Source organism: Aquitalea pelogenes (assembly GCF_041914625.1).
GTDB lineage: Bacteria > Pseudomonadota > Gammaproteobacteria > Burkholderiales > Chromobacteriaceae > Aquitalea > Aquitalea pelogenes.
This window is the reverse complement of record NZ_JAYSDA010000001.1, coordinates 77,052-101,790: the sequence shown is the minus strand read 5'-3', so window position 1 is coordinate 101,790 and position 24,739 is coordinate 77,052. Positions and strand designations below refer to the sequence as shown.

At 59.3% G+C, this 24,739-nt stretch carries 26 protein-coding genes; 10 read left to right on the top strand and 16 right to left on the bottom strand.

What is annotated here, in order from left to right; all coding sequences use genetic code 11:
- Positions 1-12: 12 nt before the first annotated feature.
- A complete protein-coding gene (locus ACE3SE_RS00435) occupies positions 13-1,230 on the top strand; it encodes an alkaline phosphatase family protein (RefSeq protein ID WP_374553214.1) in 1,218 nt (405 codons plus the stop codon).
- Between the two features lie 58 nt (positions 1,231-1,288).
- The gene (locus ACE3SE_RS00430) at positions 1,289-1,669 is read left to right on the top strand and encodes a putative zinc-binding protein (protein WP_374553212.1); all 381 of its coding nucleotides are present in this window, start codon (positions 1,289-1,291) and stop codon (positions 1,667-1,669) included.
- On the opposite strand, the gene ACE3SE_RS00425 is transcribed toward ACE3SE_RS00430, so the two are convergent.
- From ACE3SE_RS00425 to ACE3SE_RS00390, 8 genes are all read right to left on the bottom strand, one after another.
- Complete coding sequence (locus ACE3SE_RS00425; protein WP_374553210.1) at positions 1,661-2,719, bottom strand: hypothetical protein; 1,059 nt, start codon at positions 2,717-2,719, stop codon at positions 1,661-1,663. The genes ACE3SE_RS00430 and ACE3SE_RS00425 overlap by 9 nt on opposite strands.
- A gap of 58 nt (positions 2,720-2,777) precedes the next feature.
- Positions 2,778-3,752 (bottom strand): alpha/beta fold hydrolase, encoded by a 975-nt coding sequence (locus ACE3SE_RS00420; RefSeq protein WP_374553208.1) that lies wholly within the window; start codon positions 3,750-3,752, stop codon positions 2,778-2,780.
- 74 nt (positions 3,753-3,826) lie between these two features.
- Entirely contained in the window at positions 3,827-4,555 is a 729-nt protein-coding gene (locus ACE3SE_RS00415) for a pseudouridine synthase (protein WP_045845232.1), read from the bottom strand.
- A 424-nt stretch (positions 4,556-4,979) separates the two neighbouring features.
- Positions 4,980-5,942: a DMT family transporter gene (locus ACE3SE_RS00410; RefSeq protein WP_374553205.1), complete on the bottom strand. Its 963-nt coding sequence runs from the start codon at positions 5,940-5,942 to the stop codon at positions 4,980-4,982.
- A 256-nt stretch (positions 5,943-6,198) separates the two neighbouring features.
- Entirely contained in the window at positions 6,199-6,801 is a 603-nt protein-coding gene (locus ACE3SE_RS00405; protein ID WP_374553203.1) for a PqiC family protein, read from the bottom strand.
- On the bottom strand, positions 6,798-8,390 hold the full coding sequence (locus ACE3SE_RS00400) for a PqiB family protein (protein ID WP_374553201.1): 1,593 nt from the start codon (positions 8,388-8,390) through the stop codon (positions 6,798-6,800). The genes ACE3SE_RS00405 and ACE3SE_RS00400 overlap by 4 nt, the downstream gene beginning before the upstream one ends.
- 64 nt (positions 8,391-8,454) lie before the next feature.
- The gene (locus ACE3SE_RS00395; RefSeq protein ID WP_045845236.1) at positions 8,455-9,096 is read right to left on the bottom strand and encodes a paraquat-inducible protein A; all 642 of its coding nucleotides are present in this window, start codon (positions 9,094-9,096) and stop codon (positions 8,455-8,457) included.
- On the bottom strand, positions 9,078-9,716 hold the full coding sequence (locus ACE3SE_RS00390; protein ID WP_374553199.1) for a paraquat-inducible protein A: 639 nt from the start codon (positions 9,714-9,716) through the stop codon (positions 9,078-9,080). Before ACE3SE_RS00390 ends, ACE3SE_RS00395 begins: the two co-directional genes overlap by 19 nt.
- A 241-nt stretch (positions 9,717-9,957) precedes the next feature.
- Here ACE3SE_RS00390 and ACE3SE_RS00385 point away from each other — a divergent pair, with 241 nt between their 5' ends.
- Complete coding sequence (locus ACE3SE_RS00385) at positions 9,958-10,287, top strand: DUF2249 domain-containing protein (RefSeq protein WP_045845342.1); 330 nt, start codon at positions 9,958-9,960, stop codon at positions 10,285-10,287.
- 284 nt (positions 10,288-10,571) lie between these two features.
- Positions 10,572-10,886: a glycine zipper domain-containing protein gene (locus tag ACE3SE_RS00380; protein WP_045845239.1), complete on the top strand. Its 315-nt coding sequence runs from the start codon at positions 10,572-10,574 to the stop codon at positions 10,884-10,886.
- A 76-nt stretch (positions 10,887-10,962) separates the two neighbouring features.
- On the opposite strand, the gene ACE3SE_RS00375 is transcribed toward ACE3SE_RS00380, so the two are convergent.
- A complete protein-coding gene (locus ACE3SE_RS00375; protein WP_197077105.1) occupies positions 10,963-11,739 on the bottom strand; it encodes a sulfite exporter TauE/SafE family protein in 777 nt (258 codons plus the stop codon).
- Positions 11,740-11,835: 96 nt separating this feature from the next.
- Between ACE3SE_RS00375 and ACE3SE_RS00370 the strand changes: the two genes are divergently transcribed.
- A complete protein-coding gene (locus ACE3SE_RS00370; protein WP_374553196.1) occupies positions 11,836-12,750 on the top strand; it encodes a LysR family transcriptional regulator in 915 nt (304 codons plus the stop codon).
- A 57-nt stretch (positions 12,751-12,807) separates the two neighbouring features.
- On the opposite strand, the gene yiaY is transcribed toward ACE3SE_RS00370, so the two are convergent.
- Positions 12,808-13,938, bottom strand: a complete 1,131-nt coding sequence (gene yiaY / locus ACE3SE_RS00365) for an L-threonine dehydrogenase (protein ID WP_374553194.1) — start codon at positions 13,936-13,938, stop codon at positions 12,808-12,810.
- A 278-nt stretch (positions 13,939-14,216) separates the two neighbouring features.
- Between yiaY and ACE3SE_RS00360 the strand changes: the two genes are divergently transcribed.
- Entirely contained in the window at positions 14,217-14,807 is a 591-nt protein-coding gene (locus ACE3SE_RS00360; RefSeq protein ID WP_374553192.1) for a HutD/Ves family protein, read from the top strand.
- Complete coding sequence (locus ACE3SE_RS00355) at positions 14,804-15,397, top strand: acyl carrier protein phosphodiesterase (protein WP_131359220.1); 594 nt, start codon at positions 14,804-14,806, stop codon at positions 15,395-15,397. The genes ACE3SE_RS00360 and ACE3SE_RS00355 overlap by 4 nt, the downstream gene beginning before the upstream one ends.
- On the opposite strand, the gene ACE3SE_RS00350 is transcribed toward ACE3SE_RS00355, so the two are convergent.
- Together ACE3SE_RS00350 and ACE3SE_RS00345 are read right to left on the bottom strand one after the other, a co-directional pair.
- The gene (locus ACE3SE_RS00350; protein WP_374553189.1) at positions 15,383-16,078 is read right to left on the bottom strand and encodes a MarC family protein; all 696 of its coding nucleotides are present in this window, start codon (positions 16,076-16,078) and stop codon (positions 15,383-15,385) included. The genes ACE3SE_RS00355 and ACE3SE_RS00350 overlap by 15 nt on opposite strands.
- Positions 16,079-16,291: 213 nt before the next feature.
- A complete protein-coding gene (locus ACE3SE_RS00345) occupies positions 16,292-17,812 on the bottom strand; it encodes an amino acid permease (RefSeq protein WP_374553187.1) in 1,521 nt (506 codons plus the stop codon).
- Between the two features lie 607 nt (positions 17,813-18,419).
- Between ACE3SE_RS00345 and infA the strand changes: the two genes are divergently transcribed.
- Both infA and ACE3SE_RS00335 read left to right on the top strand, forming a co-directional pair.
- Positions 18,420-18,683, top strand: coding sequence for a translation initiation factor IF-1 (gene infA / locus ACE3SE_RS00340; protein ID WP_045845245.1), 264 nt, complete (start codon positions 18,420-18,422; stop codon positions 18,681-18,683).
- A 369-nt stretch (positions 18,684-19,052) separates the two neighbouring features.
- Positions 19,053-20,252, top strand: a complete 1,200-nt coding sequence (locus tag ACE3SE_RS00335; RefSeq protein ID WP_165494184.1) for an EAL domain-containing response regulator — start codon at positions 19,053-19,055, stop codon at positions 20,250-20,252.
- 15 nt (positions 20,253-20,267) lie between these two features.
- Here the strand turns inward: ACE3SE_RS00335 and arfB are convergent, their stop codons facing one another.
- From arfB to ACE3SE_RS00315, 4 genes are all read right to left on the bottom strand, one after another.
- Complete coding sequence (gene arfB / locus ACE3SE_RS00330) at positions 20,268-20,669, bottom strand: alternative ribosome rescue aminoacyl-tRNA hydrolase ArfB (RefSeq protein ID WP_231588795.1); 402 nt, start codon at positions 20,667-20,669, stop codon at positions 20,268-20,270.
- A complete protein-coding gene (locus ACE3SE_RS00325) occupies positions 20,650-21,255 on the bottom strand; it encodes a hydrolase (protein ID WP_374553184.1) in 606 nt (201 codons plus the stop codon). Before ACE3SE_RS00325 ends, arfB begins: the two co-directional genes overlap by 20 nt.
- A 137-nt stretch (positions 21,256-21,392) precedes the next feature.
- A complete protein-coding gene (locus ACE3SE_RS00320; RefSeq protein WP_374553182.1) occupies positions 21,393-22,637 on the bottom strand; it encodes a nitronate monooxygenase in 1,245 nt (414 codons plus the stop codon).
- Between the two features lie 186 nt (positions 22,638-22,823).
- The gene (locus tag ACE3SE_RS00315) at positions 22,824-23,285 is read right to left on the bottom strand and encodes an Lrp/AsnC family transcriptional regulator (protein ID WP_045845250.1); all 462 of its coding nucleotides are present in this window, start codon (positions 23,283-23,285) and stop codon (positions 22,824-22,826) included.
- Positions 23,286-23,422: 137 nt separating this feature from the next.
- Between ACE3SE_RS00315 and kynU the strand changes: the two genes are divergently transcribed.
- The gene (gene kynU, locus ACE3SE_RS00310; RefSeq protein WP_374553180.1) at positions 23,423-24,673 is read left to right on the top strand and encodes a kynureninase; all 1,251 of its coding nucleotides are present in this window, start codon (positions 23,423-23,425) and stop codon (positions 24,671-24,673) included.
- Positions 24,674-24,739 lie beyond the last annotated feature (66 nt).

Genomic DNA, 24,739 nt, shown 5'->3' with positions numbered 1-24,739 from the left:
ATGCGAGCCCCCATGCCCTCTGCACTGAGCCGTTTTTGCCCCGGCAGCCATTGGCCCGACTATCAGGGCGGCAGCCTGCTCAACCTGATGACCAGCCTGAGCCATGAGCTTGGCGGGCCGCAGAGCGGACATGCCAGATTATCTGAACCCTGGCTGTCAGGCATCGGCCAGCACAAGCATGTGATTCTGGTGCTCATCGACGGGCTGGGCGAGCAGCAATTGCGCACGCTTGGCCCCGACAGCGTGCTGCAACGCAAGCAGTGCACGACCTTGAGCAGCGTGTTTCCGGCAACCACGGCTGCCGCCATCACCACACTGCTGACCGGCCAGCCCCCCGCCAGCCACGGCTTGATTGGCTGGCATCTGCATTGCCAGACAACACCGGACAGACAGGAGCACATTGTTGCCCCATTGCCCATGTCGGTACGCTGCCCGGATGACAGCACACTGCGACCGGAGCAACTGGCCGAGCAGTTACTGGTCTGCCCGCCTTTGCTGCCACGACTTGGCCGGTCCGCACACATTCTGCAACCGCAGTACATCGCCGATTCACCCTATAGCCTGCACCATGCAGGAAGCGTGCAACGCACCGGCTATCGAGATGTCGATGATGCGTTTGCACAGCTGGCAAGCCGCCTGCAGCAGAGTGATGCGCCGGCTTTCCATTATCTTTACCTGCCTCAGCTTGACAGCCTGATGCATCGCCAGGGCTGTCACTCCCCTGCCGTGCATTCCCTGTTTGACCAGCTGGATACGGCCTTCGCCCAGCTGGTGGACGTGGCGGAGCAGACAGACACTGCCATCATGGTCACCGCCGATCATGGGTTTATCGACACACCGCGCACGCGCATGATCAGCCTGGACCAGGACTTCCCCACGTTATATGCCATGCTGGCACAACCATTGTCCGGCGAGCGCCGGGCCGTGTTCTGTCATGTCAAACCGGGGCTGAAAAACGATTTCATGCGACAAGCCCAGCAACAGCTGCAAGATGCCTGCTGGGTACTGGACAGCAAACTGCTACTGGAAGATGGAGCTTTTGGACCGGGTGAACCACATCCGCAACTGGCCAGCCGTTACGGTGATGTCACCTTGCTGGCGCGCGAGGACTGGAGCATCCGCGACACCCTGCCGCAGGAAAGGCCGCTGCACCTGCCAGGCCAGCATGGTGGGGTAAGCGCTGCCGAAATGACCGTCCCGCTGATCCTGCACCTCCCCCGGAAGAGCTAGGTCGGCTTCCTCTTGCGACGGATACCTTGCTACATGAGATGCGCAGCACAATGGATGCATGACAGCGAACAAATTCCCACTGGTTTACGCCTGTTCCGGCTGCTCCAGCGCCGCGCAGATGGCAAACGACCTTGCATTGCGGCTGGATCGCGAAGGCCTGGCTGAAATGTCGTGCATTGCCGGCGTGGGTGGCGGCGTGCCCGGCCTGGTGAAACTGGCCCAGTCAGGCCGTCCCATTCTGGCACTGGATGGCTGTCGCCTATCCTGCGTCCAGGCTTGCCTGCGTCAGGCGGGGGTGCAGGCAAACCGGATTTTGCTACTGTCAGACCAAGGCGTGGTGAAGTACAAGCATCAGCCTTATGCGGTAAGCCAGGCTGAGGAAGTCTGGCCACGCGTCAAGCTGAGTGCCGAGGTGCTGGCAAGCGGCCAATCAGAATAAACCGCCCTGCATTTGTTGCTGCTGCAACGCTGCCAGCTCATCGGCAAACTGCTGCTCCAGCTCTTGCACCTGCTGACGCTGGACCTGCACCGGCATCAGCACACGGGAGATGGGTTGCAACTGCCCCATCACCACCTGCTCGAACTGCAAGGCGGTGACATCATCCGCATCCTGGCGTTCATGCAATACACCCATGCGGTTGAGGTAAATGGTTTGTGCTTCAACATGAAAAAAGCGGGCTGGCTGCTCCAGTACTTCGCATACCACATCCAGAATGCCTTCCAGTTCGGCAAGCCGGGCCAATGGCTGTAATTGCTGCTGAAGCTCCGCTTCGCGCTGGCGCAGGCTTTCGGCGTCCTCTGGCGACAGACTGGCCATGTTGTCCGTGCCGCCCGTTGCGTCAATGATCACTCTGCCGGCATGCCCGAAGGTCGCCAGCTTCAACTGGATTTTCTCCAGTTCGGTCTGCAGGTCCAGCCGCATTTGTTGCAGCAATTTGATGCGCCGGTCTATCACCTCCACCAGTACGGCAAGGCCGCGCCGACGGGCACTCTGTTGCAGGTCTTCGGGTGTGGCGGACGGTTCGATCAGCCTATGCTGGTCGAAACTGACAATCTGCTGGGCAACATCACTGCGGACTTCTCCATTATGTTCCACCATGCCAAAGCGCACGGTTTCGCTGCGGCTCATGCTGAGGATGGCCCAGGCCTGATCGCCCTGACTGGCTGACAGGAAAAATGACTGCAAAGGGTCACTGCTTTTCAGACAAAGCAGCAGGCTGAGCGGGCTGGAAAACAGCAAACCCAGGCGACGGTCGGTGCTGAAACTTCGCAAGGAGAGCTCTAGCGGGTCAATCCGCTGCCAGGGTAATCCGGCAAGATAATCCAGCGTCAGCCGGACACCAGGCAACAGGCGTTGCTGATAAGCGGGTAACAAGCGCAAGCGTCCGTCACAGCCGTCAATCACCATCTCGATGGCGTGCAAGGCAGTTGCCTTCTCTTGCTGGGACGCCTTGTCCAGCCCCAGTTTTTGCCACAACCAGCCCAGCATCGCTCAACTCTCCTTCAAACAGATCACCGCACCTGGCCCGTTCAGGTCTGCGACAGCATCATTGCCAGACAGGCTCCTGCTGCAAGATGGTCTGCAACACGGCTACGGTCTGAGGGGCAGACACAACAGGCAAGACATGGGTTCCACCATCGATGGTGAACAACGGCGCATCCAGAGAACTGGCCAGCCGCTGACCAATGGGCAAGGGGAAAACCTCATCCTGCGTACCCCATACCACAGCTACCGGCATGGCCAGTGGCTGGCTGAGACGCTCAACATGGGCCTGCTGGCTGCTGGCCAGCTCCTGCATCAGGGCACGCAACTGCGGTGCGCGGTCACGGTAATAAAACAGCCAGACATCCTGCAGCAAAAACCGTGGTGCGCGTGCCAGCGGGCTGCCCACCAGTGCCATCATGCGGGCCAGTGCTTGTGCATCATTGGGCACAAACAGTTGTTCTGCAGATTTTACGGCGGCGCGGTCCAGCAGGTCTTGATGGTCGGCCGGGGTGTAGACCATGCCCGGCGAGGCCATGATCACCAGTTGTGCAATTTTTTCCGGCATGCGCCGCGCCAGCTCCAGGGCAACGAAACCACCGTAGGACAAGCCCACCAGTTGCACCTTGTCCGCCACGCGGGCACGGATCAGCGCTTCAAGTGCATCCGCCTGTGCGTGCAGCGAAGGGGCCGTTGCGGCATGGCTGCGACCAAACCAGAGCAAGTCCGGCACCAGCACCTGATGCTGTTTTGCCAATGCCCCCATCACCCTCCCCCAGCTGGTAGGGCCATCACCGCCAAAGCCGTGAATCAGCATGACAGCCAGGCCGGTCCCCGCTTCCAGATATGCCAGTTCACCTGCGGGCAAGGACAGCCGGCGTTGGCGGAACCCGGATAAGCACAAACCGCAGCGCAACAGCCGCTGACCCAATGCGGAGGGATAGGCGCACAGCAAGACGAGGCCAGCCAGCGCAATGAGCAAACAGATCAGCAATAGGTTCATGGCCTTGATGATGTCATGGTGGGCGGACAAATCCAAGTTGTATCGTGCAATGCACAACGGCGACCACTGGTCGCCGTCACACTTTACTGCCCAAGTCTTGCCCGGATGGGTCAGAACATCTCGTCATCACGCAGATAACGCCACTGACCGGTAGGCAAATTGCCCAACTTGATGGTGCCGATACGGATACGCTTGAGGCCCACCACACGCAGACCAACCAGCTCGCACATGCGGCGGATCTGGCGCTTTTTGCCTTCACGCAGCACAAAACGCAGCTGGTCTTCATTCTGCCAGGCCACTTCTGCCGGTTTCAGTGCTTCGCCATCCAGCGACAGGCCATGGTTGAGCAAGGCCAGGCCACGGTCACTCAGTTCACCGGTCACCCGGACCAGATATTCCTTCTCGACCGTGGAGTTCTCACCGATGATGTGCTTGGCCACCCGGCCATCCTGGGTCAGAACCAACAGACCTACCGAATCGATATCCAGTCGGCCAGCCGGTGCCAGACCACGCAAATGCGCCGGAATGAAGCGCTTCTTGCTGGGGTCTTCCGACCAGTGGTTTTCCGGCTTGACCAGCGTGACAGCGGGCAGATAGCCCTTTTCTGCCTGACCGGACACATACCCCACCGGCTTGTTGAGCAGAATGGTCACACGTGACGATTGGGCATCCTGTGCCTTCTTCAGCACTTCAATGGTGTTGTGCGGCAGCACTTTCTGGCCAAGCACGGCAACTTCGCCGTCTACCTTGACCCAGCCTTGTTCGATATAGCTGTCCGCCTCGCGACGGGAGCAAATACCCAGTTCGGCCATCCGCTTGGAAAGGCGTACGGGTTCCATGTAAAGCATCCTGTAATAAAAAAAGCGGATAGCACCGGTTGCACGCTGCCAGTGCAAAATCGTCCCGGGCAGCGCGTCACCACCGGCACAGCCGCTGTTGATCTGGCGCTATTGTAGGGGATAGACCGCAGGCTGACCATGATTACCGCCGCCAAGCGGCCTTGCCTGGTGCGTTTGATGGTACTGACAGGAAGAAAACGGGAAAGACAGACAAGAAAATGCCCGGTGAAACGGGGAGGAATCACCGGGCCGAGCTAAGCCAATACTGAAGAGGAACAAAAGCCAGAGGTACTTCAACTACAAACAAAATTAAGGTTGGCAGGTACTGCGGGAGATCCAATAAGTACGGGCACTGCCAACAATGTGTACTTTAGTGCCGGATGCCGCTTTGCACCATCCGTATAAATCCGTAGTCAACACCGCATCAATCTGCAGTAGACAGCTTCACCGCACTGGCAACACGCCCGGCAGCAGGCTTGCGACTGAGCGAAGACAGCACGATGCCGCCAAAAATCGCCGCCAGGCCAGCCACATGATACCAATGCAGCTCCTCGCCTAGCAGGACAATGGACTGCACCGCACCAAACGCAGGCATCAGGTAAAGAAAGCCTGCAGCTTTGGCCGCCCCCACCTGGGCAATGGCGCGGTTATACATCAGGAAAGCCAAGACCGAAGGGAAGATACCCAGATACAACAAGGCAGCCCCGGCGGACAGCGACAGGGGATGAAAACCGCCAGCCTGCCACGTTTCCCGCACAAAGGCCGGTAGCAACATCAGCTCTCCCACCAGCAACAGGACCATCATCATCACCAGCGCATCCAGCCCTGGCAGCAAGGTACGCAAGCCAAGCGTGTAAACCGCCCAGCACAAGCCTGCGGCCAACACCAGCAGGTCTCCGTGGCTGAACTGGAAAGCGCTCACCCCCAGCACATTGCCCTTCAATACGATCAGCAATGCCCCGGCCATGGCCACCAGCATGCCCAGCCACTGGCGTCGGGCCAGCTTTTGGCGGAAATACAGCGAGCCAAGTACCAGCACCATCATGGGCGTTGCACTATTGAGAATGACGGCGTTGGTGGCAGTCGTGGTGCGCACGGCCACATATACCAGGGTATTGGTCAGTCCGATGCCAAACACACCCAATAGCAGCATTTTGCGCCATTGCTGTCGCAGCAAGGGCCAGGCCCGACCGAGTCGCGGCAGGCCAAATGGCAGCAGGCAGAGCAAGGCGATGGCCCAGCGGCCGAAAGCCAGGCCGAAAGGGCCGATCTGGCCATGGATGGCACGGGCAATGACAAAATTGGTGGACCACAACAGCATGGTCAGCACCAGCAGCAAGTAGGCATTACCTGATGTGGCAGTTGGAGTGGATGCGCTGGATGACATGGCAAAAGTCGGAAAGAATGAATGCGGTTCATTCTATCCAGCTGCAACTTTAACTTAAGCCAAAATTTGCTGCTATTTTGCAATTTTAATGCCATTAAATCTGACAAATAAAAACAAAAAATCACACAAACAGACTTTAAAGCAATCAATACAAAACCAGACAATAAAACCGGCAGCATCCCAAGCTGACCGGCCCGGACCTGAGCGCAAGCGAGCGTCAGCAGCCGGACAGGAAGGCACCAGCCTGCCCGGATACTCAAGCCGCCGGATGCAAGTAGTCCGGATGCGCTGCCATCTCAGTGCTGATTTGCCGGCTCAACGCATCCAGCAACTGCTGCTGCGCTGCCACCAGCGCCGCATTGCCCTGCACAGTCACCGCTTGCTGCTGGTTGAAATAACCTTGCAGCAGCACCTTGTGCGAGGCGTTCTGTACCAGACGCCATGCCCCAGCCAGCGACGCGCCCTGCCCATGCCGCAAGCGGAATTCTCGAATATCCAGTTGCAAGCTGAGGTCCGTCCGCCCCAGGCTCAGTTGCGGTGCTGCATAGATGGTGGACAAGCCCAGTTGCGTGGCCAGATTGCCTGCCACTGCCTGGGTCAACAGGCGGCTCAGGCTGGCAGTCCAGTAATCCTGCTCTTGCAGCTGCGGGCGACCTTCGGCGTTCTCCAGCAATAATTGTGGTCTGTCCATCCCGGCCGGCAGCGTAACCTGCTCCACCAGCAATACTGCTCCGGGCCGCTGGTTCTGGCCCGGCATGCTGGTGGCCTGCAACTGGTAGAAGCGGGATGGCACCGAGGTGCAGGCCGTCAGCAATACGGCGCACAAACACATACCACGGGCAAGATTACGCATTTTCATGGCTTGCTCTCCTGTTTGCCACGGATCAGGGCTTCCGGGTGACGGTCCAGATAATCACTCAGCGCACGGAAGCTGCGCGCTGTTTCCGTGACTTCCTGCGCGGCTTTGCGCACATCCTGCTGCAATGGCGAGTTGGCTTGCAGGGCCTGGCTGGCACTGTCCAGCGTCTGCTGCAACTGCTGCAGGGTTTGCAGGGTTTGTGGAACCACCTTGCCATCCAGGCTGTTGCCCAGCTGTTGCATGGTATTCAGGGTGGCGTGCAATTCCTTGATGGTGCCATCCAGCTCCTGGCCTATGCTGTCGAACGGCACCTTGTCCAGCTTGCGGGCAATGCGTTGCAACACGCCTTGCAGCTCTTCCAGGTCGCCCGGAATGGTAGGCAGCACATCCATGCCCTGACGGTGGAGCAACTGGGCCGGCTTGGCATCGCGGAAGAAATCCAGCGCCACATACAGCTGGCCGGTGAGCAAGCTGCCGGAACGCAGCTGCGCCCGCATGCCGTGCTCCACCATCTTGTCCAGTTTCAGCTGGTGCAGTTTTTCGGCGGTCAGATTGCGCGACAGGCTGAGCAGGCGGCTGGGGAAGATACGGATGCTCACCAGCATGTTGAAGTCCTTGCGTGGTGCATCGTATTCCATGCCGATGCTGGTGACATCGCCAATCACGATGCCGCGGAAATCCACCGGCGCACCAACAGTGAGCCCGCGCACCGATTGCTGGAACTTCAGCAGCAGTGGCACCACTTCATGATCCGGCGATTGCATGGCCAGTTCGCGGGTATTGGACAAGGTAAACACCGAGCCAGCCGTGGCCGGTTTGTCCTCGGCCGGACTGACCGGCGTTTCGAAAGCCACACCGCCCAGCATGATGGCGCTGAGTGATTGGGTGTTCACCTTCAGCCCGTTGGCAGAAATGGACAAATCGATACCACTGGCGTGCCAGAAGCGGCTATCCGCCGTGACAAAGTGGTCGTATGGTGCGTTGATGAACACCGTGATGTCGACATTGCTGCCACTCTTGTCCAGCTGATATGCCACCACCTGCCCTACCGGCACCCGGCGGAAATACACCGGCGCACCGATATCCAGCGAACCCAGCTCTGCCGCCTTGAGCACGAACTGCCGACCGGGCAAATCACCGGTAATGATGGGCGGGACATCCAGGCCAGTAAAATGCTGGCTCATTTCGCTGCTTTTGCCGGCATCCATGCCGACATAGGCACCGGACAACAGGGTACCAAGGCCGGACACGCTGCCACCGGCAATGCGTGGCCGCACAATCCAGAAGCGGCTGTCACGCGCTAGGAAGCGCTCGGCTTCCTTGCTCAGCTGGGCCGTGGCTTCAATATTCTTGCTGTCCGGACTGATGCGTACCGCAGTCACCTCACCGATATCCACATCCTTGTACTTGATACGGGTCTTGCCGGCCTCCAGCCCCTCGCCACTGCGAAAGGTAATGGTAATGGTGGGCCCGCGCGACAAAATGGCCTGCACCGCCAGATAACCGCCGATCAAGGCAGCCAACAGCGGTATCAGCCATACCAGCGAGGGCGACCAGCGGCTTTGCCGTGCCGGGCTGGCAACGGCCATCGGCAGGGCCTCCTGCGCGCCATCATTCTGCGGTGGGCGGTTTTGTTCTGTTTGTGCTGAAGGCTTATCGCTCATCATCTTCCTCGAATACATCCCAGATCAGTCTGGGATCAAAATGCATGGCAGAAAGCATGGTCAGTACCACCACGGCGCCAAAGGCAATGGCACCTGGCCCGGCCTTGATGGTGGCCAGGGATTGCAGCTGCACCAGGGCCACCAGCAAGCCCACCACGTAGATATCCAGCATCGACCACGGCCCCACCACTTCCAGCAACCGGTACAGCCGGGTGCGCTGGCGGGGTGCCCAGCGCGAACGCCAGTGCACGGTGAGCAGCAGCAACAACATGGACAGTATTTTCAGCAAAGGCACCAGCACGCTGGCCACAAACACCACCAGCGCCAGCGGCCAGGAACCGCTGCGCCACAAGTAGGCCACGCCGCTCATGATGGTATCGCGCTGGGTGCCGGACAGCATTTCCGTCAGCATGATGGGCATCAGGTTAGCCGGGATGTAACACAACATGGCGGCCAGCAAAAAAGCCCAGGCATATTGCAGACTGTGCGGTTTGCGCCGGTGCAGGCTGCCGCCGCAGCGCGGGCAGTTGACTGCCGTTGCCGCCGGGGAGCTGACCCGGCTGAGCTGGCCACAGGCGTGGCAGCGCCACACCCCCTGGCTGGCTGCGCTCTTCAAGTGCGGTCGCGACATGCCTGATAGCGCTCCCACAGCATGCCCGGATCAAAACGGCTGGCATTACCGGCCAGCAGCACGATCAGGGCAAAAAACGACCACAAGCCAATACCGGGATGCACCTCGGCCATATGCGCCAGCTTCACCAGCGACACCAGAACACCCAGCAGGAAGACTTCCACCATGCCCCAGGGATGCAGCACATGCACCAGCCGCATCACCCGCGCAAAGCCGCGCGGCGCATGGCCAAGTGACAAGGGTAACAGCAGGTAGAGCAGGCAGAGCAGCTCCAGCCCCGGCGTCAGTACCCCGGTGAGCAACACCAGCAAGGCCACCGGCTCCATCTGCTGCTGGGACAGCTGCCAGGCCGTCCCCAACAGGGTAGTGGCCGTCTTGACTCCGTTGGCCTCCAGCCCCACCACGGGAAAGGCATTGGCCAGCACAAACACCAGCAGGCCGGCCAGCACCAGGGCCAGCGAGGTACTGGGCCGATAGGCAGGCCCGGGTAATAATTGACCGCCGCAGCGGCAACAGCTCACCCCCTGCACACTATTGGCAGGTGCAGCTTGCAGCAGGTCGCACTCATGGCAAGCAAGCAAGGGGCTGGCCGCATCCGGCCGGGAGGGCTGTAGCTTCATGGTGCTTCATTGTACAGAGGGATGGCAGCGGCGGCATCTCTGCTCCGCATCGCCTGCATTCCGCCCGACAACGCCGTAGCGGCTTGTGGAGGATGACCAAGCTTGATGGGGCGTGTAGTCAGGCAAAGTTCATGGCTTACAGAGGGGTAGTCGATGCCGATTTTCTTATCCTGACTCAAGGATGGGCCATGCCGGATGGCGACAAAATCCGGGCTTCACCACCCTCAAGCAGGAATACATCATGACCACGCTCTCTCCACAGCTCAATACCAGCTACCTGTTCGACGCCCGCGGCATTGCCAAGCGCTTTCGCCATGCGGCCATTTTTGGCGCACTCGAATCACTGCACGATGGTGAAGTGATGCGCTTCGTCAACGACCACGACCCCCTGCCCTTGCTGGAACAGGTGCGCCAGCGTTATGGCCAGCAAGTCACCTTCCACTATGCCGAGCGCCAGCCGGAGATGATCGTAATCGAATTTCGCATCAGCCTGAGCCAAGTACAGGAAGCCGCACCGGCCAGCGGTGGTGGCTGTGGTGGCGGCGGCGGTTGCGGCTGTTCCGGGCAGTGATGTACAGCCTGACTGGCAGCGACAGACTGGCGGCATGACAATGGCTGTTGCAGGGTCGGGCGGTTTACCCGGCCTGACTCTGTAACAGATTGTTATAAAACCACCACCAAAACATGGGATAAATAATCAATAAAATTCAATAGTTTACAATCTGAAAATCACCGATTATTGCAACCATCATTCCATGGCAAACGCTTTTCAATACTTGCTAACATTTCATCACTTGTCCGATTTGCCCCGCCATTACTAGACTGCCGCCACTAACTTAGTGAAAGCAGCAAACCATGCAAATGAACAAATGGATTTCGGTCATTACCCTCTGCCTGGCAGCCACTGCCGCTCAGGCCGGCTCGACAACTGATGCGATTCTTGGTGGTGCAGTAGGCGGTGCAGCAGGTGCCGCAGTTGGTAATGCAGTAGGTGGCCGCAATGGCGCCATCATCGGCAGCGCGGTTGGCGGGGCCACCGGCGTGGCCATCACCACCAAGAACCAGCGTGAAGAGAGCCCGGCAGCCCCGGCGCGTGATGAAGGACGTCACCATCATCGCCACCACCACCACGACAATGGCCGTCACCGCGGCTGGTACAAGCACGACTGAGCCCCCAGCCCACATCAAGACAAAAAAGACCACGCAATACGACGTGGTCTTTTTCATTTCAGCCAGCAAAACCCGTTCAGCCATGCAACCAGGGCTGCAGCATGTCCCAGGCCAGTTTGCCGATCAGCACCGTGGTGAGCAGCAGGAACAGGATACGGACAAAACCTGCCCCCTTCTTCATGGCCACCCAGGAACCGGTCATCGCGCCCAGCACATTGAAACCGGCCATCGGGATGGCGTACTGGAACAGCACATTGCCGGTAGGAATGAAAAAGGCCAGCGCCGCCACATTGGTGGTGAGGTTCACCACCTTGGCTGCTGCCGAGGCATGCAGGAAATCGAAGGCAAAAAAGCGGATGAACAGGAAGATCAGGAAGCTGCCCGTGCCCGGCCCGAACAAGCCATCGTAAAAGCCGATGGCCCCGCCAATGGCCATGCCGACAGCCATTTCACGGCGACCTATCGTCACCGGCTTGTGCAACTTGCCAAAGTCCTTTTTCCACAGCGTGTACATGGCCATCAGCACCAGCAGTACCAGTACCAGCGGGCGGATCACCGACTTCGGGATGGCGTTCACCGTGGCAGCACCGGCAAACGACATCACGAAGGCCGTGATGGCCGCCGGAATCACCAGCTTCCACGGCAGGCGCACCCGCTGCAAATACGAGCGTGTGGCGGACAAGGTGCCCACGGCCGAGGACATCTTGTTGGTGCCAAACAGCGTGGCAGCAGAATACTGCGGCAAGAAATTGAACAGTGCCGGGGTCTGGATCAGGCCACCGCCACCCACGGCCGCGTCAATCAGACCGGCCATGAAAGAAAAGAAACACAGAAATCCCAAAGTCAACAACATGCCTGCCTCCCAGTAATGCTTGCCATTGTAGGACTTGCACTGCCCTTGCTGTTGCAATACCGTATTGCAGTTTTTGCAATACAAGAAGCGGGCATCATGAAACTGTTATGGGAACTGCAGGTATTCTGCGCCGTGGTGGAGCGCAAGAGCTTTGTCTCGGCAGCCCGTCAGTTGGGCACCTCGCCCAGTACTGCGACCCGTGCGGTGCAGGCGCTGGAAGAAAACCTGGGCACCAGCCTGCTGGCCCGCTCGCAAAAGCAGGTCAGCCTCACCATGGCGGGCGAAGCCTACTACGATACCGCGCGGCAAATCCTGCAATTGCAGGAAGAAGTGGAAGACGACCTGGCGGCGCTGGGTAGTGCGCCACGCGGCTGGCTGCGCTTTTCCGCACCCGAGGTGATGGCCAGCCATTTCCTGCCGCCCATCCTGCAGCAACTGGCCGAGCACAATCCGCAGTTGCGCTTTGACATCCTGTACAGCGACACCATTCTGGAGCCCATCCGCGAGAAGCTGGACTTCAGCATCCGCGGTGCCTATCCCGCCTCCAGCGAACTGATCGGCTTTCCGCTGTGGCCTTATCAACGCCGCCTGTACGCCAGCCCGGCTTATGTGGCACGCCATGGCCTGCCTGCCGAACCGGAAGCACTGAGCGAACATGCCATCCTGATTCATGCCGCGCCACGCATCCTCAAAGCCTGGAATTTCGTTTCGGACCGCCATCAGGTCAGCCTGAACCTGAATGCCAGCCATCGAGTGAGTTCCGGCAATGCAGTGCTACAGGCCGCCCTGGCTGGCTGGGGCGTGGCACGCATGGGCGACTGGCTGGCCGAGCCACTGGTGGCCAAGGGTCAGCTGGTGCGGCTATGCCCGGATTACCGCATTGTGTCCAGCCGGGGGGAGGATGCGCAGATGCACGCGGTATTCGCCAGCCGGCGTATCCCGCGCAAGGCCCGGCTGGTGCTGGAAGCCATCCGCAGCGCCGCCACTGTCGCAGGTTTTGCCAGCCGCTGAAATGAACAAGAGCCGGCAAAGCCGGCTCTTGTCGCTGAACAACAGGCCAGACAGGGTTTACATGGCGGCACGGTAGATGGCGCAGATTTCCTCGTGCGTGGCCTGAACCGGATTGGTAAAGCCGCACGCGTCTTTCAGGGCATTGGTAGCCAGTACCGGGATATCCTCTTCTTTCACGCCCAGCTGGGTCAAACCAGCCGGAATGCCCACGCGGGCAGCCAGTTGGCGAATGGCTGCAATTGCCTCCGCCGCTTCTGCCTTCGCACCCAGAGCCACCGCAACATCAGCCAGCCGGGCAGCAGCCACCTTGCTGTTGAACACTTGCACATGCGGCAGCAACACGGCATTGCACACCCCGTGCGGCAGGTCGTAGAAACCACCCAGCTGGTGCGCCATGGCATGCACATAACCCAGCGAAGCGTTGTTGAAAGCCATTCCCGCCAGGAACTGGGCATAGGCCATCTGTTCGCGCGCTTCCATGTCCTGGCCGTTTTCCACGGCACGCGGCAGGTAGGCCACGATCAGGCTGATGGCCTTCAGCGCGCAGGCGTCGGTAATCGGCGTGGCAATGGTCGATACATACGCTTCGATAGCGTGAGTGAGCGCATCCATGCCGGTGGCGGCCGTCAGCGAAGGCGGCATGCCGGCCATGGTTTCCGGGTCGTTCACCGACAGAATCGGCGTGGTGTGCTTGTCGACAATGGCCATCTTGATGTGGCGTGCCTCGTCAGTGATGATGCAAAAACGCGTCATTTCACTGGCAGTACCGGCGGTGGTATTGATGGCCACCAGCGGCAGCTGCGGCTTGGCCGACTTGTCCACGCCTTCGTAGTCCTGGATCTTGCCGCCATTGATCGCTACCAGCGCAATACCTTTGGCGCAGTCGTGCGGCGAACCGCCACCCAGCGAAATCACCACATCACATTGTTTTTCCTGCAGCAGCGCGAGGCCGGCGTTGACGTTGGCGCTGGTCGGGTTGGGATGCACACCGTCGAAAACGACAGACTGGATATCCGCCGCAGCCAGCAACGCTGCTACCTTGTCAGCCAGACCGGTCTTGACCAGGCCGGCATCGGTGACGATCAGCGCACGTTTGAAGCCCTGGGCCTGCATGCTGTCGACGGCCTGTTGCAGGCAGCCGGCACCCATCAGGTTGACGGAAGGAATGAAGAAAGCACTGGTAGCCATGATGATCTCCTTAAGGTGGGGTGGCACAGGCAGCATTGCTGATTTGGCAAGCTGCTCTCAGGAGAGCCTTCCGGCCCTGCCTGCTGCGCCTGTAAGGTTTGATGCCATCTTGGCACTACAGTGGAATGGCATATTGCGGCAGATCAAGTGGATTTGTTTGTAGTTGCCGCACTACAAAAACCAGCCATAACAAGAGCTTGCCAGCATGACCGCCAGACAGCAGATGCACATGCCGAAGCATGGGGGGATAATCGCGCTTTTACCAGCCAGAGACTGCCATGCACATCCTGTCAGCCTGCGACTACCCCACCACAGCGTGGAAAAACGGTGGCGGCACCACGCGCCAGATCCTGATTGCGCCCCCCAGCGCCACGCTGGAAGATTTCGACTACCGCATCAGCATGGCCAGTGTGGCCAGCGATGGCCCGTTCTCCCATTTTGCTGGGGTGGATCGCCAGCTATTGCTGCTGGATGGCAAGGGCCTGCTCCTGCAACGCGGCGATGGCAGCAACAGCCTGCTGCAGCAAAACAGCCAGCCGCTGGCCTTTGCCGGGGAAGAATCCATCACCAGCCAGTTGCAGGACGGGCCGGTGACCGACTTCAACGTGATGACCCGCCGCGGCCGTTACCGTCAACAAACAGAACGTTTGGCCGTGCAAGGCAAACTGCATGTGCACAGTGATGATGAAGTATTGCTGGTGATGCTGGCCGCCGGCAGCACGCTGGACGTATACCGGGAAGATGGCCGGCACTGCCAGCTGCGGACACATGATGCCGTGTGGCAAGCGCTGGCCGTGGGCCTCACCCTGTTCAGCGCAGAAGGAGCTGACGTTATCGTGGTAAGGCTCAACCGCCAGGGTGCCGCATGAACTACCTGGCCCACCTGCATCTGGCACCGGACAATCCGGCGGCGCGGGTGGGGAATCTGCTGGGTGACTTCCTCAAGCCATCCAGGGCCGGGCACCTGCCCGTTCCCTTGCAGCAGGGCATGTTGCTGCACCGACAGATCGACAGCCACACCGACAGCCACCCGCTGGTGATGCAAAGCAAGAACCGCATTGCGCCGATACGCCGCCGCTATGCCGGCATTCTGGTGGACATTTTTTACGACCACTTCCTGGCACGGCACTGGACGTCCTTTTCCAGCATGCCGCTGACCGACTTCACCGCGCGCAGCTACGCAGAACTGCAGGCGCATCGCCAATGGCTGCCGCCCCGCCTGCTGGAAATCCTGCCGCGCATGCAGGCACAGGACTGGCTGGGTTCTTATGCAGAAACCGAAGGAATCGCCGCCGTGCTGTGCGGTTTTTCCCGTCACCGTATCAAGCGTGACAACCCGGTTGCCAATGGCATTGACGACCTGCTACAGCACTACGCTGCGCTGGAAACAGACTTCCTGGCGTTTTATCCGCAACTGCAGCAAGCCGTGGCGCAAGGCCTTGACCTAGCGATGCAGTAGGTTGGCGTTGTTCTGGATCAGCTCGACAAACAGCTGCTCCACCCCTTCCCACATGATTTGCACCCCCAGACACATCAGGATGAAGGCCGACAGACGCAGGAAGACCACCGAGCCGGTCTGCCCCAGATAGCCCAGCAGCTTGTCAGCGTGGCGATAACACATGTACACCAGTACGGCGAGGGACAACACGGCGGCCAGGCTGGCCATCGGCACCAGCATGTACTTGACCATCGGCTTGCCGGCAACCGACATCGACGCACCCAGGGTGATGGACACCGAAATGGAACCCGGCCCCACGGTCAGCGGGAAAGTCAGCGGATAAAAGGCCCGCTGCTTGAGTTCATCCCGGTTTTCCTGACGGGCCGTTTCGGTAGAAGGCTGGTTACCCTCCGCCGGGTTGTCATTGAGCATGCGCCAGGCGGCCAGCGAAATCAGCAAACCACCGGACAACTGCACCACTGGCAGCGAAACACCGAAAAACTCCAGCACAAAGCTGCCCACATACATGCTGCCCAGCAGCAGCAAAAAGCAGTACAAGGCAATGCGGCGCGCCAGAAAAGCCCGCTGCTGCTTGCTGTTGCGTGCGGTCATCGAAATGAAAATGGGTACCAATCCCGGTGGATTGATGATGGGGAGCAAGGCAGCCAGTACAAACAGGTACTTGCTGAAAAAAAGAGACATCAGGGCCATGTTGTTGTTCTCCGGGCAGGTTTGGCCTGCTTGGTGGGGGTGGTGTATCGCGTGTCTTGCATCTTGTCGTGCAGTGCCATGCGCGGCGATTGTAACTTGCCCCTTGTCACTGCACAGCGCCGTCAGACAAAAAATATGCCGAGGCAGGCCGCCAACATGCAAAAGGCCCGGCAGAACCGGGCCTCGTCTGGCGGCAAACGCTTATCAGTCTGCCATCTGTCCGGCCAGTCGCGCCTTCGGCTCGGCACGCTCCAGCTGGGCGTGGGCTTCTGCCAGAGCAATCTTGTCCAGCGCAATCAGCTTGCTGCCATGCTTCCATTTGTAGCCCAGCCACAGGATGAGGAACAGCGGAATGCCGATATAGGTAGCCACCACACCGTTCCAGTCCACCTTGGCACTGGTAAAGGCGGCATAGTTCTGCCCCAGCATGATCAGCATGCACAGCGCAAAGGCAAACAGCGGCCCCAGCGGGAACCAGCGCGCACGGTAAGGCAGGTCCGCCAGGCTGTAACCTTGTTGCACATAGGCGCGGCGGAAACGGTAATGGCAGACCGCAATGCCCAGCCAGGCAATGAAGCCGGTCATGCCGGAAGAATTGAGCAGCCACAGGTAAACCGCATTGCTTTCAAACAGCGAAGAAAGAAAGCACAAGGCCGCCACCAGCGTGGTGGCATACAGGGCATTGCGCGGCACGCCACTATCCGACAGTTTGCCGAACCAGGCCGGAGCCATCTTGTTGTGTGCCATCACGTACAGCATGCGGGTGGAGGCATACATGCCGGAATTACCCGCCGACAGGATGGCCGACAGGATGACGGCATTCATCAGGCTGGCAGACAGCGCCAGACCGGCACGGCTGAACACCAGGGTGAACGGGCTGGCACCCACATCCTGCACATCGTTCTTCAGCAGCATCGGGTCGTTGTACGGCAGGATGAAACCGATGATCAGGATGGACAGCATGTAGAACATCAGGATGCGCCAGAAGATCTGCTTCACCGCACGCGGAATGGTTTTGGCCGGGTGGCTGGATTCCCCCGCAGCCACGCCGATCAGCTCGGTACCCTGGAAGGAAAAGCCCACAATCATCGACACGCTGACAAAGGCCGCCATGCCGCCGACAAAGGGGCCGTCACCATGCATGAACACATTCAGACCCGGCGAATAACGGCTGCTGTCCGGATTGGTCATGATGCCGAAAATCATCATGAAACCCACGATGATGAAGGCGATGATGGTGACCACCTTGAGCATGGAGCACCAGAACTCCGCCTCGCCAAAACCTTTCACCGAGAAATAGTTGAGGGCAAAGATGATGGCCAGGAACATCGCACTCCACACCACGCCCGGCACGTGCGGAAACCAGTAATGCATCACGATGGCTGCCGCAGCCAGCTCCACCGCAATGGTGACGGCCCAGTTATACCAATAGTTCCAGCCCTGGGCGAAACCGAAGGACGCATCAACAAAGCGCGAACCGTATACCTGGAAAGAACCGGACACCGGCATGAATGCCGCCATTTCCCCCAGGCTGGTCATCAGGAAATACACCATCAGCCCGATCAGGGCATATGACAGCAAGGCCCCGCCCGGCCCGGCCGAGGCTACCGTGGCGCCGGATGCCAGAAACAGCCCGGTGCCGATGGAGCCGCCAATGGCGATCATGGACAAGTGACGCGCCTGCAGGCTGCGCCGGAGTCCTTCGCCTTCTCTATTGTTTTCCATAAGTCTGTCCTACTGCAGAGTTTACAACTGGTGACGTTTTGCCCGGATCAAATATCAGCAAAACGTGATAATCGAAATCCTACAGGATGTCAGCTCGAGAAAGAATAATCCAGTGCATTTTTGTATTGAATTGTAAGAATATGAATATAGAATTTTCCTTTTGTGACATAAATCAATAATTTGTCTGTGCCAGCCTGTCACAACCGACTCGCACCAGAGCTGCCGGAAACATGCGGCCCGGCCCGGCCCAAAGCCCTTTCCCGCGGTCAGTGCGGCATGCAAGCAACAGCGGCTAAGCTGCGGATGCATAAGTGTTTTTGCCGCCAACACCGCACATACCGCAGCAAATACAGCTTCACTGTTCATTTATGCTGACAAATCAGCCATTTAGCCGTATAATGCGCGCTGCCTCCTTCCGGACCGTTCCCCAAACCGGGGTTTCAATCCGTCTGCCTTGCCTTGGTAACGGCACATTAGCGTGTGTGCTGCCAGTCTTACCTGCTTGGTTATCGATAGAAGCAATCTGTTATCACAGATCATGCGGCGCTCCGTGAGGGACTGCCGCATGGGCTATTGGCCCACCCCGTTACACTGAAAGGAATCGTTAATGTCCAAAGAAGACATGATCGAACTGCAAGGCGTCGTAATTGAAATGCTGCCGGAATCGCGTTTTCGCGTTCGTCTGGACAACAATGTTGAAATCCTGGCCTATGGCTCGGGCAAGATGAAAATGCACCGCATCCGCGTACTGGTGGGTGACCGTGTGACCGTGGAAATGTCGCCGTACGACCTGACCAAGGGTCGCATCAACTTCCGCCACCCGACCGCTCCGGTCGGCGGCCAGGCACCGCAGCACTTCAAGCGTCGCTAAGCAAGCCATCACGTCTCGCGACCTTCAGCCCACCTGAGCAGGTCGCGTAGTCTTTTGCCGCTGGTTAGCGGGCACAAAGCCCGCCAAGGCAACAGCATCGCATCACGCACTGCCCGGAATCATTCGCCCCACCCTGGTGGCGACATGCCGGGCGTACGTCATTTCATCCGCTACCCATCCCGCATTACCCCCTCTGCATAAACACAATTGCGTTGCTGCCAATGCCATCTTTGCCTGGTTTTCAGTTGAAAAGTGCGCAATAAAAATCAAGATATGCTTACAGGAGCCGAACTTTCATGTTTATTTCACTGGAAAGATCGCATGACACCTGCTTAGATTGAGAAATACCCATTGATGTGCGCGCCTGCCATGACCAGCAAACCGCCAAGACAGATCCTGCTCGCAGAAGACAGTAGTAGTCAGCGCAAGCTACTCAAAGCGCTGTGCCTGCAAATTCCCAATGCCGTCATCCATGAAGCTGCCGATGGCACCTGGGCATTCCAGCTCAGCCGCAAGATACCCAAGCTGGATCTGGTGATCACCGACCTGAACATGCCTGGCATGGATGGCATCGAGCTGGTCGAGCAGTTATCGCGTCAGCCGCATATTCCTTCCTTGCTGCTGATCAGCGGGCACTCGCCCGAGTTGCTGGCCAATAGCGTGCGCGCTGCCCAGGAACTGGGCTTCACCGGCATTGGCCATCTGGCCAAACCGATTGATGACAATCTGTTCCTGACCGAAATCACCCGCTTGCTGGACTTGCCGCAGGACATCATCGACAACAAGAGCAGCCTGCCGCTGATCGACATCATCACCGGGCTGGCACACAACCAGTTCTGTGCGTTTTATCAGCCCATCTATGACCTGCGCCAGGGCAAGGCAGTGCAGATCGAGGCGCTGGCGCGCTGGCGCCACCCCACCATGGGCATTCTGGGACCCAACCAGTTCATCGGCATGCTGGAACACGAGGGCTTCATTTCACTGCTGACCCACCGCATCGTGCAAACCAGCCTGGACCTGCTGATGCGCGGTCCGGAGACACAGGATTTGCGGCTGTCGATCAATCTGTCGCGCCGCTTGCTGGATGACCGGGAGTTTCTGGACTGGCTGGTGGAGCAAGTGGAATCGCGCGGGCTCGCGTTTGACCGCATCGTGCTGGAAATCACCGAAACCATGGCCTTCACCAATTTCGGCCACACGCTGGCAACCCTGCTACGCCTGCGCATGCGCGGCTTCGAGTTGTCTCTGGATGACTTCGGCACCGGCCACACTACGCTGGAACACATCAAGAACCTGCCGCTGACCGAGCTGAAGTTCGACCGCATCCTGATCAAGGACATCCATCAGGATGCACGCAGCCAGAGCATCATTGCCGGCATGGCCAATATCGCCCGTGAACTGGGATTGCGCATGGTGGCAGAAGGCATAGACAGCCCGCTGGACCTCGACTATCTGTGCGCGCACCATCCGGATATCGAACTACAAGGCTTTTTGCTGTGCAAACCGGTTCCGGCAGAAGAACTGGCCAGACACATCTACCCCAGCTGCCAATCCAGCCGTCGCGCCTGATCCTTTCCAGCCACCTCAGTCATCCACCCGGCCACGCAGGGCCTTGATACCGCTGCGCCGGGATTTCCCTTCCAGCCTGCGCTGACGTGAACCATAGGTGGGACGGGTGGCCAGCCTGGCCTTGGGCTGGTGCGAGACGGCATCCACCATCGCTTGCAGGCGCGCCAGTGCATCGTCCCGGTTCAACTCCTGCGTCCGGTGCTGCTGCGCCTTGATGATGATGACCCCATCCTTGCTCAGGCGGGCATCAGACATTGCCAGCAGACGCTGCTTGATGTGATCGGGCAGGCTGGAGGCCATCACGTCAAAACGCAGGTGAATGGCAGAAGACACCTTGTTGACGTTCTGGCCACCAGCACCCTGCGCCCGGATGGCCGTCAGTTCAATCTGCTTCGGATCAAGCGGATAACGACTCACTGCCATCCTTCCCTGCTCCCAGGGCCTGCAACACCTGGGCCGTACTGCGCACCCGGCCAAGGCGCGGGAAGATATGCTTGACCGAGAACTGGTGACACTCCAGCACTTGGCAGCTCATGGCGTCTTCGGCCAGCACCACCGCATAATTGCGCTCCCAGGCGGAACGGGCAGTGGAATCCACGCCGATATGGGTGGAGATGCCCGCCAGCACCACGGTGCGAACACCGCGACGGCGCAGCTGCAAATCCAGCTCGGTGCCGTAAAAGGCATTCCATTGCCGCTTGATGATCTGGATATCACTGGCAGCCACCTCCAGCTCGGCCGGTTGCTGCAGCCAGTTGTCCGGCACCGGCGTGGCCGGCGGGACCAGATCGGTCGGCAGCTGCAATGCGTCACCACCATCCGCCGACCAGCCTACCCGCACCAGTACCACCGGCGCACCGGCAGCACGAAATGCCCTGGCCAGTGCAGCAGAATGTTCCAGTACATGTTCCGTGTCATAAGGCTGTTTGGCAAAACCCAGGATGCCCTGCTGCAAATCGATCAGGATCAGGGCGGTGGTGGCGGGGTCCAGACGTTCCGGCATGGCAATCCTCAAACAGTGACAAGACAGGCTCTGACGATACTACTGCCAGTGCCGCTTCAACAAGAAAAATGGCGAAGCGCCGCAGCGATTCGCCATTCTCCACTACCAGTCCAGCCAGACCGGGTTTGTGTAGCTTATCAGTCCGGCAGGGCGACCTTGCCATCCTTGCTGAACTGGTAGTCCTTGAACACGTGTTCGGCGCTGAGAATCTGGTAGCTGCCGTCTTCATTGCGACGGGTCGTATCCTTCAGGCGGTAGGTGTACTGACCGCAGGTCCAGCAATCGAAATTACGCATATGAGTGCACAGACAGGTCTTGTCCATCACCTTGATGCGGCGCTCGCCCGGATGGGCTGCCACTTCGCGGTTGTAAGCCTGGATGTACGAACAGCTGCCATTGGCATCCAGCAGATAGCCGTAAGCCTCGCAATTGGGGCGAATGCCATCGCCGATGGCCGGGCAGGACTTGATCATGCGCATCGGGTAACCGGTCGGCGACAACTGGTTTACCTCGATGTCGTCCTCGGTGGCCTTGAAGTATTCCTGCTGCACTTTTTCCGGCAGGCCGCATTCGCGGGTAACAGTAAAGCGGGTGGCCACTTGCACGGCACCGGCACCGTTTTCCAGAAAGCCGACTGCATCGCTGCCGGTAAAGATGCCGCCAGCCGGAATCAGCGGGATATCCAGTTGTTCGGCCTGCATCCAGGCGCGGATTTCAGCCACGATGGTGGCCAGATCGTACTGCGCCCAGTCCATGCCGAAACCCAGATGGCCGCCAGCCAGCGGGCCTTCCACCACCACGTAGTCCGGCAGACGACCGGTACGGGACGACTTTTTCAGGAACAGCTGCAAGGCGCGCAGGGACGAAACAATGATGCCCAGCTTCACGTCGCGGAAACGCGGGTGATCTTCAATCAGCGAGAAAGAGCCCAGATGCAGACCGGCCGCCAGGGTGATGCCGTCGATACCGGCATCCATGGCGGTTTGCATACGCACGCGCAGGGTTTCCTTGGGCGCGTTCATGGTGAGCTTTTCCATACAGTTGATGAAAATCAGCCCGTCGCCCTTTTTGGCGTCCATGGCGGAGCCTACGTGCAACCTGGTTGCCTCGGCCAGGATGTCCAGGTCGAACTTCACCACCGACTTGTCGGCGTTCTCGACGTTGAATTTGTACTGCTTGAGCTTGTCCTTGACGAACTTGGTGTTGAAGCGACGGTCCGTCACCGTGGGCACCATGGCATCGGAGATATGGCCGATACCACCCAGACGGGCAGCCTCCAGCGACAAGGCGACAGTGGAAATGTCCACACCCATGCCGCCCACCATGATGGGAACCAGTTCATGCTTGCCCAGACGCAGGCGGAAATCGTCAACACACTTCATTTTGATGCACCTCAGTTTGGCTGGGCGGCATTATCCCCCATCCTCCGCCACAAAATCCACTTTTCTAGAGTTTTTGCTCACACCCAAGGTAAGTGGTGCAGGACAGCGGCAATGCAGGACCGGCACGCAAGCATCCACCTGCAGGATAAACCGGCTTTGTTACGCCAAGTGCATGGCTGACCCGGATCAGAGCGGAAGCTGATGGCGGCTGTCTTTCAGGGTTTTCATCACGATGTGCGAGCAGATATCGCGCATGCCCGGCACCTTGTTCAGCCGCTCCACGATAAAGTCGGAAAACGCCGCCAGATTACGGCAACGCAGCTGCAGGATGTAATTGCACGGCCCGGTCACCACATAGGCTGCCGTCACCTCCTCAAAGGCCTGCATCTGCTGCAGGAACTCACCATGCCAATCATCGCGACTGCGGTCCAGCGTCACCTGCACAATGGCTTCCAGCTCGAAGCCCAGCGCCACCGCGTCCAGCTCGGCACGGTAGGCGCGGATCAGTCCCTCCTCTTCCAGCGCCCTGACACGACGCAGGCAGGCCGATGGCGATAACGCCACCTGGTCGGCCAGGTCCTGATTGCTCAGCCGGCCATCATCCTGCAAGGCGCGCAGAATGCGCAGATCAATTGCGTCCAGTTGCATTTGCACGTTTCTTTCATTACCAATCTATAAATTCGAATAATCTGCAAAATATCAGCAAGCAGAAAGCAGAACTTGCAATAATTCACAATAGCACCAGTGCTACCATGTTGTTCACCACCTACCAAGGAGAGAACACCATGCTGACGCGCGAACACTGTCTGGCAGCCGATGCCAGCGACGAACTGGCCAGCCTGCGCCAGCAATTCAGCCTGCCGGAGCATGTCATCTATCTGGATGGCAACTCGCTGGGCGTACTGCCGCGAGCCGCCGAACAACGCAGCCTGCAAGTGCTGCGCGAAGAATGGGGCGAAGGACTGATCCGCAGCTGGAATACGGCCGGCTGGTTCGAGCTGCCGCGTCGGCTGGGCAACAAGCTGGCGGGGCTGATCGGTGCCGGCAGCGACGAAGTGGTCATCACCGACACCACCTCGCTCAATATCTTCAAGGCACTGGCCGCCGCCATCCGCATCCAGCAGCAAACCTTCCCGCAGCGCAAGGTGATTGTGTCCGAGCGCGACAACTTCCCCACCGACCTGTACATGATCCAGGGCATGATGGACCTGCTGCAGCAAGGCTATGAAATGCGGCTGATCGACAACAGCCTGCCGCTGGAACAGGCACTGGACGAAGACGTGGCGGTGCTACTGCTGTCGCACGTCAATTACCGTACCGGTGCCATGCATGACATGGCGGCAGTGACGGCGCAGGCACACCGTCATGGCGCCCTTACCATCTGGGACCTGGCCCATGCGGCCGGTGCCGTACCAGTGGACTTGAATGCCTGCGAGGCCGATTTTGCCGTGGGCTGTACTTATAAATACCTGAATGGCGGACCGGGCTCCCCGGCCTTCATCTGGGTGGCGGCACGCCATCAGGACCGCTTCTGGCAACCGCTATCCGGCTGGTGGGGCCACTCGCGCCCGTTTGACATGGCGGCGGACTACCAGCCTGCCCAGGGCATCCGCCGCTTTTTGTGCGGCACCCAGCCCATCCTGTCGATGGCACTGGTGGAGTGCGGACTGGATGCCACCTTGCAAACCAGCATGACGGCACTGCGCGAAAAATCGCTGGCACTCACCGACCTGTTCATCCAGCTGGTGGAACAACGCTGCGGCCACCATCCGCTGACCCTGATCACCCCGCGGAATCACGCACAGCGCGGCAGCCATGTCAGCTATCGTCACCCGCAAGGCTATGCGGTGATGCAGGCGCTGATCGCCCGTGGGGTGATTGGCGACTACCGCGAACCGGAAGTGTTGCGCTTTGGCATCACCCCGCTCTACCTGCGCCATGTTGACGTGTGGGACGCCGTGGAAACCCTGCGCGACATTCTGGATGGCGCCAGCTGGGATCAGCCGCAGTTCCGGCAGCGCCATGCGGTGACCTGACGCCCTGCCCGTGCGCACAAAAAAGCCACCCCGCAGGGTGGCTTTTCACTTGCACAGCCGAAAACC

Coding starts and splice junctions, on each gene's coding strand:
- ACE3SE_RS00435 (WP_374553214.1), top strand. CDS start 13: ATGCCCTCTGCACTGAGCCGTTTTTGCCCCGGCAGCCATTGGCCCGAC.
- ACE3SE_RS00430 (WP_374553212.1), top strand. CDS start 1,289: ATGACAGCGAACAAATTCCCACTGGTTTACGCCTGTTCCGGCTGCTCC.
- ACE3SE_RS00425 (WP_374553210.1), bottom strand. CDS start 2,719: ATGCTGGGCTGGTTGTGGCAAAAACTGGGGCTGGACAAGGCGTCCCAG.
- ACE3SE_RS00415 (WP_045845232.1), bottom strand. CDS start 4,555: ATGGAACCCGTACGCCTTTCCAAGCGGATGGCCGAACTGGGTATTTGC.
- ACE3SE_RS00410 (WP_374553205.1), bottom strand. CDS start 5,942: ATGTCATCCAGCGCATCCACTCCAACTGCCACATCAGGTAATGCCTAC.
- ACE3SE_RS00405 (WP_374553203.1), bottom strand. CDS start 6,801: ATGAAAATGCGTAATCTTGCCCGTGGTATGTGTTTGTGCGCCGTATTG.
- ACE3SE_RS00400 (WP_374553201.1), bottom strand. CDS start 8,390: ATGGCCGTTGCCAGCCCGGCACGGCAAAGCCGCTGGTCGCCCTCGCTG.
- ACE3SE_RS00395 (WP_045845236.1), bottom strand. CDS start 9,096: ATGTCGCGACCGCACTTGAAGAGCGCAGCCAGCCAGGGGGTGTGGCGC.
- ACE3SE_RS00390 (WP_374553199.1), bottom strand. CDS start 9,716: ATGAAGCTACAGCCCTCCCGGCCGGATGCGGCCAGCCCCTTGCTTGCT.
- ACE3SE_RS00385 (WP_045845342.1), top strand. CDS start 9,958: ATGACCACGCTCTCTCCACAGCTCAATACCAGCTACCTGTTCGACGCC.
- ACE3SE_RS00380 (WP_045845239.1), top strand. CDS start 10,572: ATGCAAATGAACAAATGGATTTCGGTCATTACCCTCTGCCTGGCAGCC.
- ACE3SE_RS00375 (WP_197077105.1), bottom strand. CDS start 11,739: ATGTTGTTGACTTTGGGATTTCTGTGTTTCTTTTCTTTCATGGCCGGT.
- ACE3SE_RS00370 (WP_374553196.1), top strand. CDS start 11,836: ATGAAACTGTTATGGGAACTGCAGGTATTCTGCGCCGTGGTGGAGCGC.
- yiaY (WP_374553194.1), bottom strand. CDS start 13,938: ATGGCTACCAGTGCTTTCTTCATTCCTTCCGTCAACCTGATGGGTGCC.
- ACE3SE_RS00360 (WP_374553192.1), top strand. CDS start 14,217: ATGCACATCCTGTCAGCCTGCGACTACCCCACCACAGCGTGGAAAAAC.
- ACE3SE_RS00355 (WP_131359220.1), top strand. CDS start 14,804: ATGAACTACCTGGCCCACCTGCATCTGGCACCGGACAATCCGGCGGCG.
- ACE3SE_RS00350 (WP_374553189.1), bottom strand. CDS start 16,078: ATGTCTCTTTTTTTCAGCAAGTACCTGTTTGTACTGGCTGCCTTGCTC.
- ACE3SE_RS00345 (WP_374553187.1), bottom strand. CDS start 17,812: ATGGAAAACAATAGAGAAGGCGAAGGACTCCGGCGCAGCCTGCAGGCG.
- infA (WP_045845245.1), top strand. CDS start 18,420: ATGTCCAAAGAAGACATGATCGAACTGCAAGGCGTCGTAATTGAAATG.
- ACE3SE_RS00335 (WP_165494184.1), top strand. CDS start 19,053: ATGACCAGCAAACCGCCAAGACAGATCCTGCTCGCAGAAGACAGTAGT.
- ACE3SE_RS00325 (WP_374553184.1), bottom strand. CDS start 21,255: ATGCCGGAACGTCTGGACCCCGCCACCACCGCCCTGATCCTGATCGAT.
- ACE3SE_RS00320 (WP_374553182.1), bottom strand. CDS start 22,637: ATGAAGTGTGTTGACGATTTCCGCCTGCGTCTGGGCAAGCATGAACTG.
- ACE3SE_RS00315 (WP_045845250.1), bottom strand. CDS start 23,285: ATGCAACTGGACGCAATTGATCTGCGCATTCTGCGCGCCTTGCAGGAT.
- kynU (WP_374553180.1), top strand. CDS start 23,423: ATGCTGACGCGCGAACACTGTCTGGCAGCCGATGCCAGCGACGAACTG.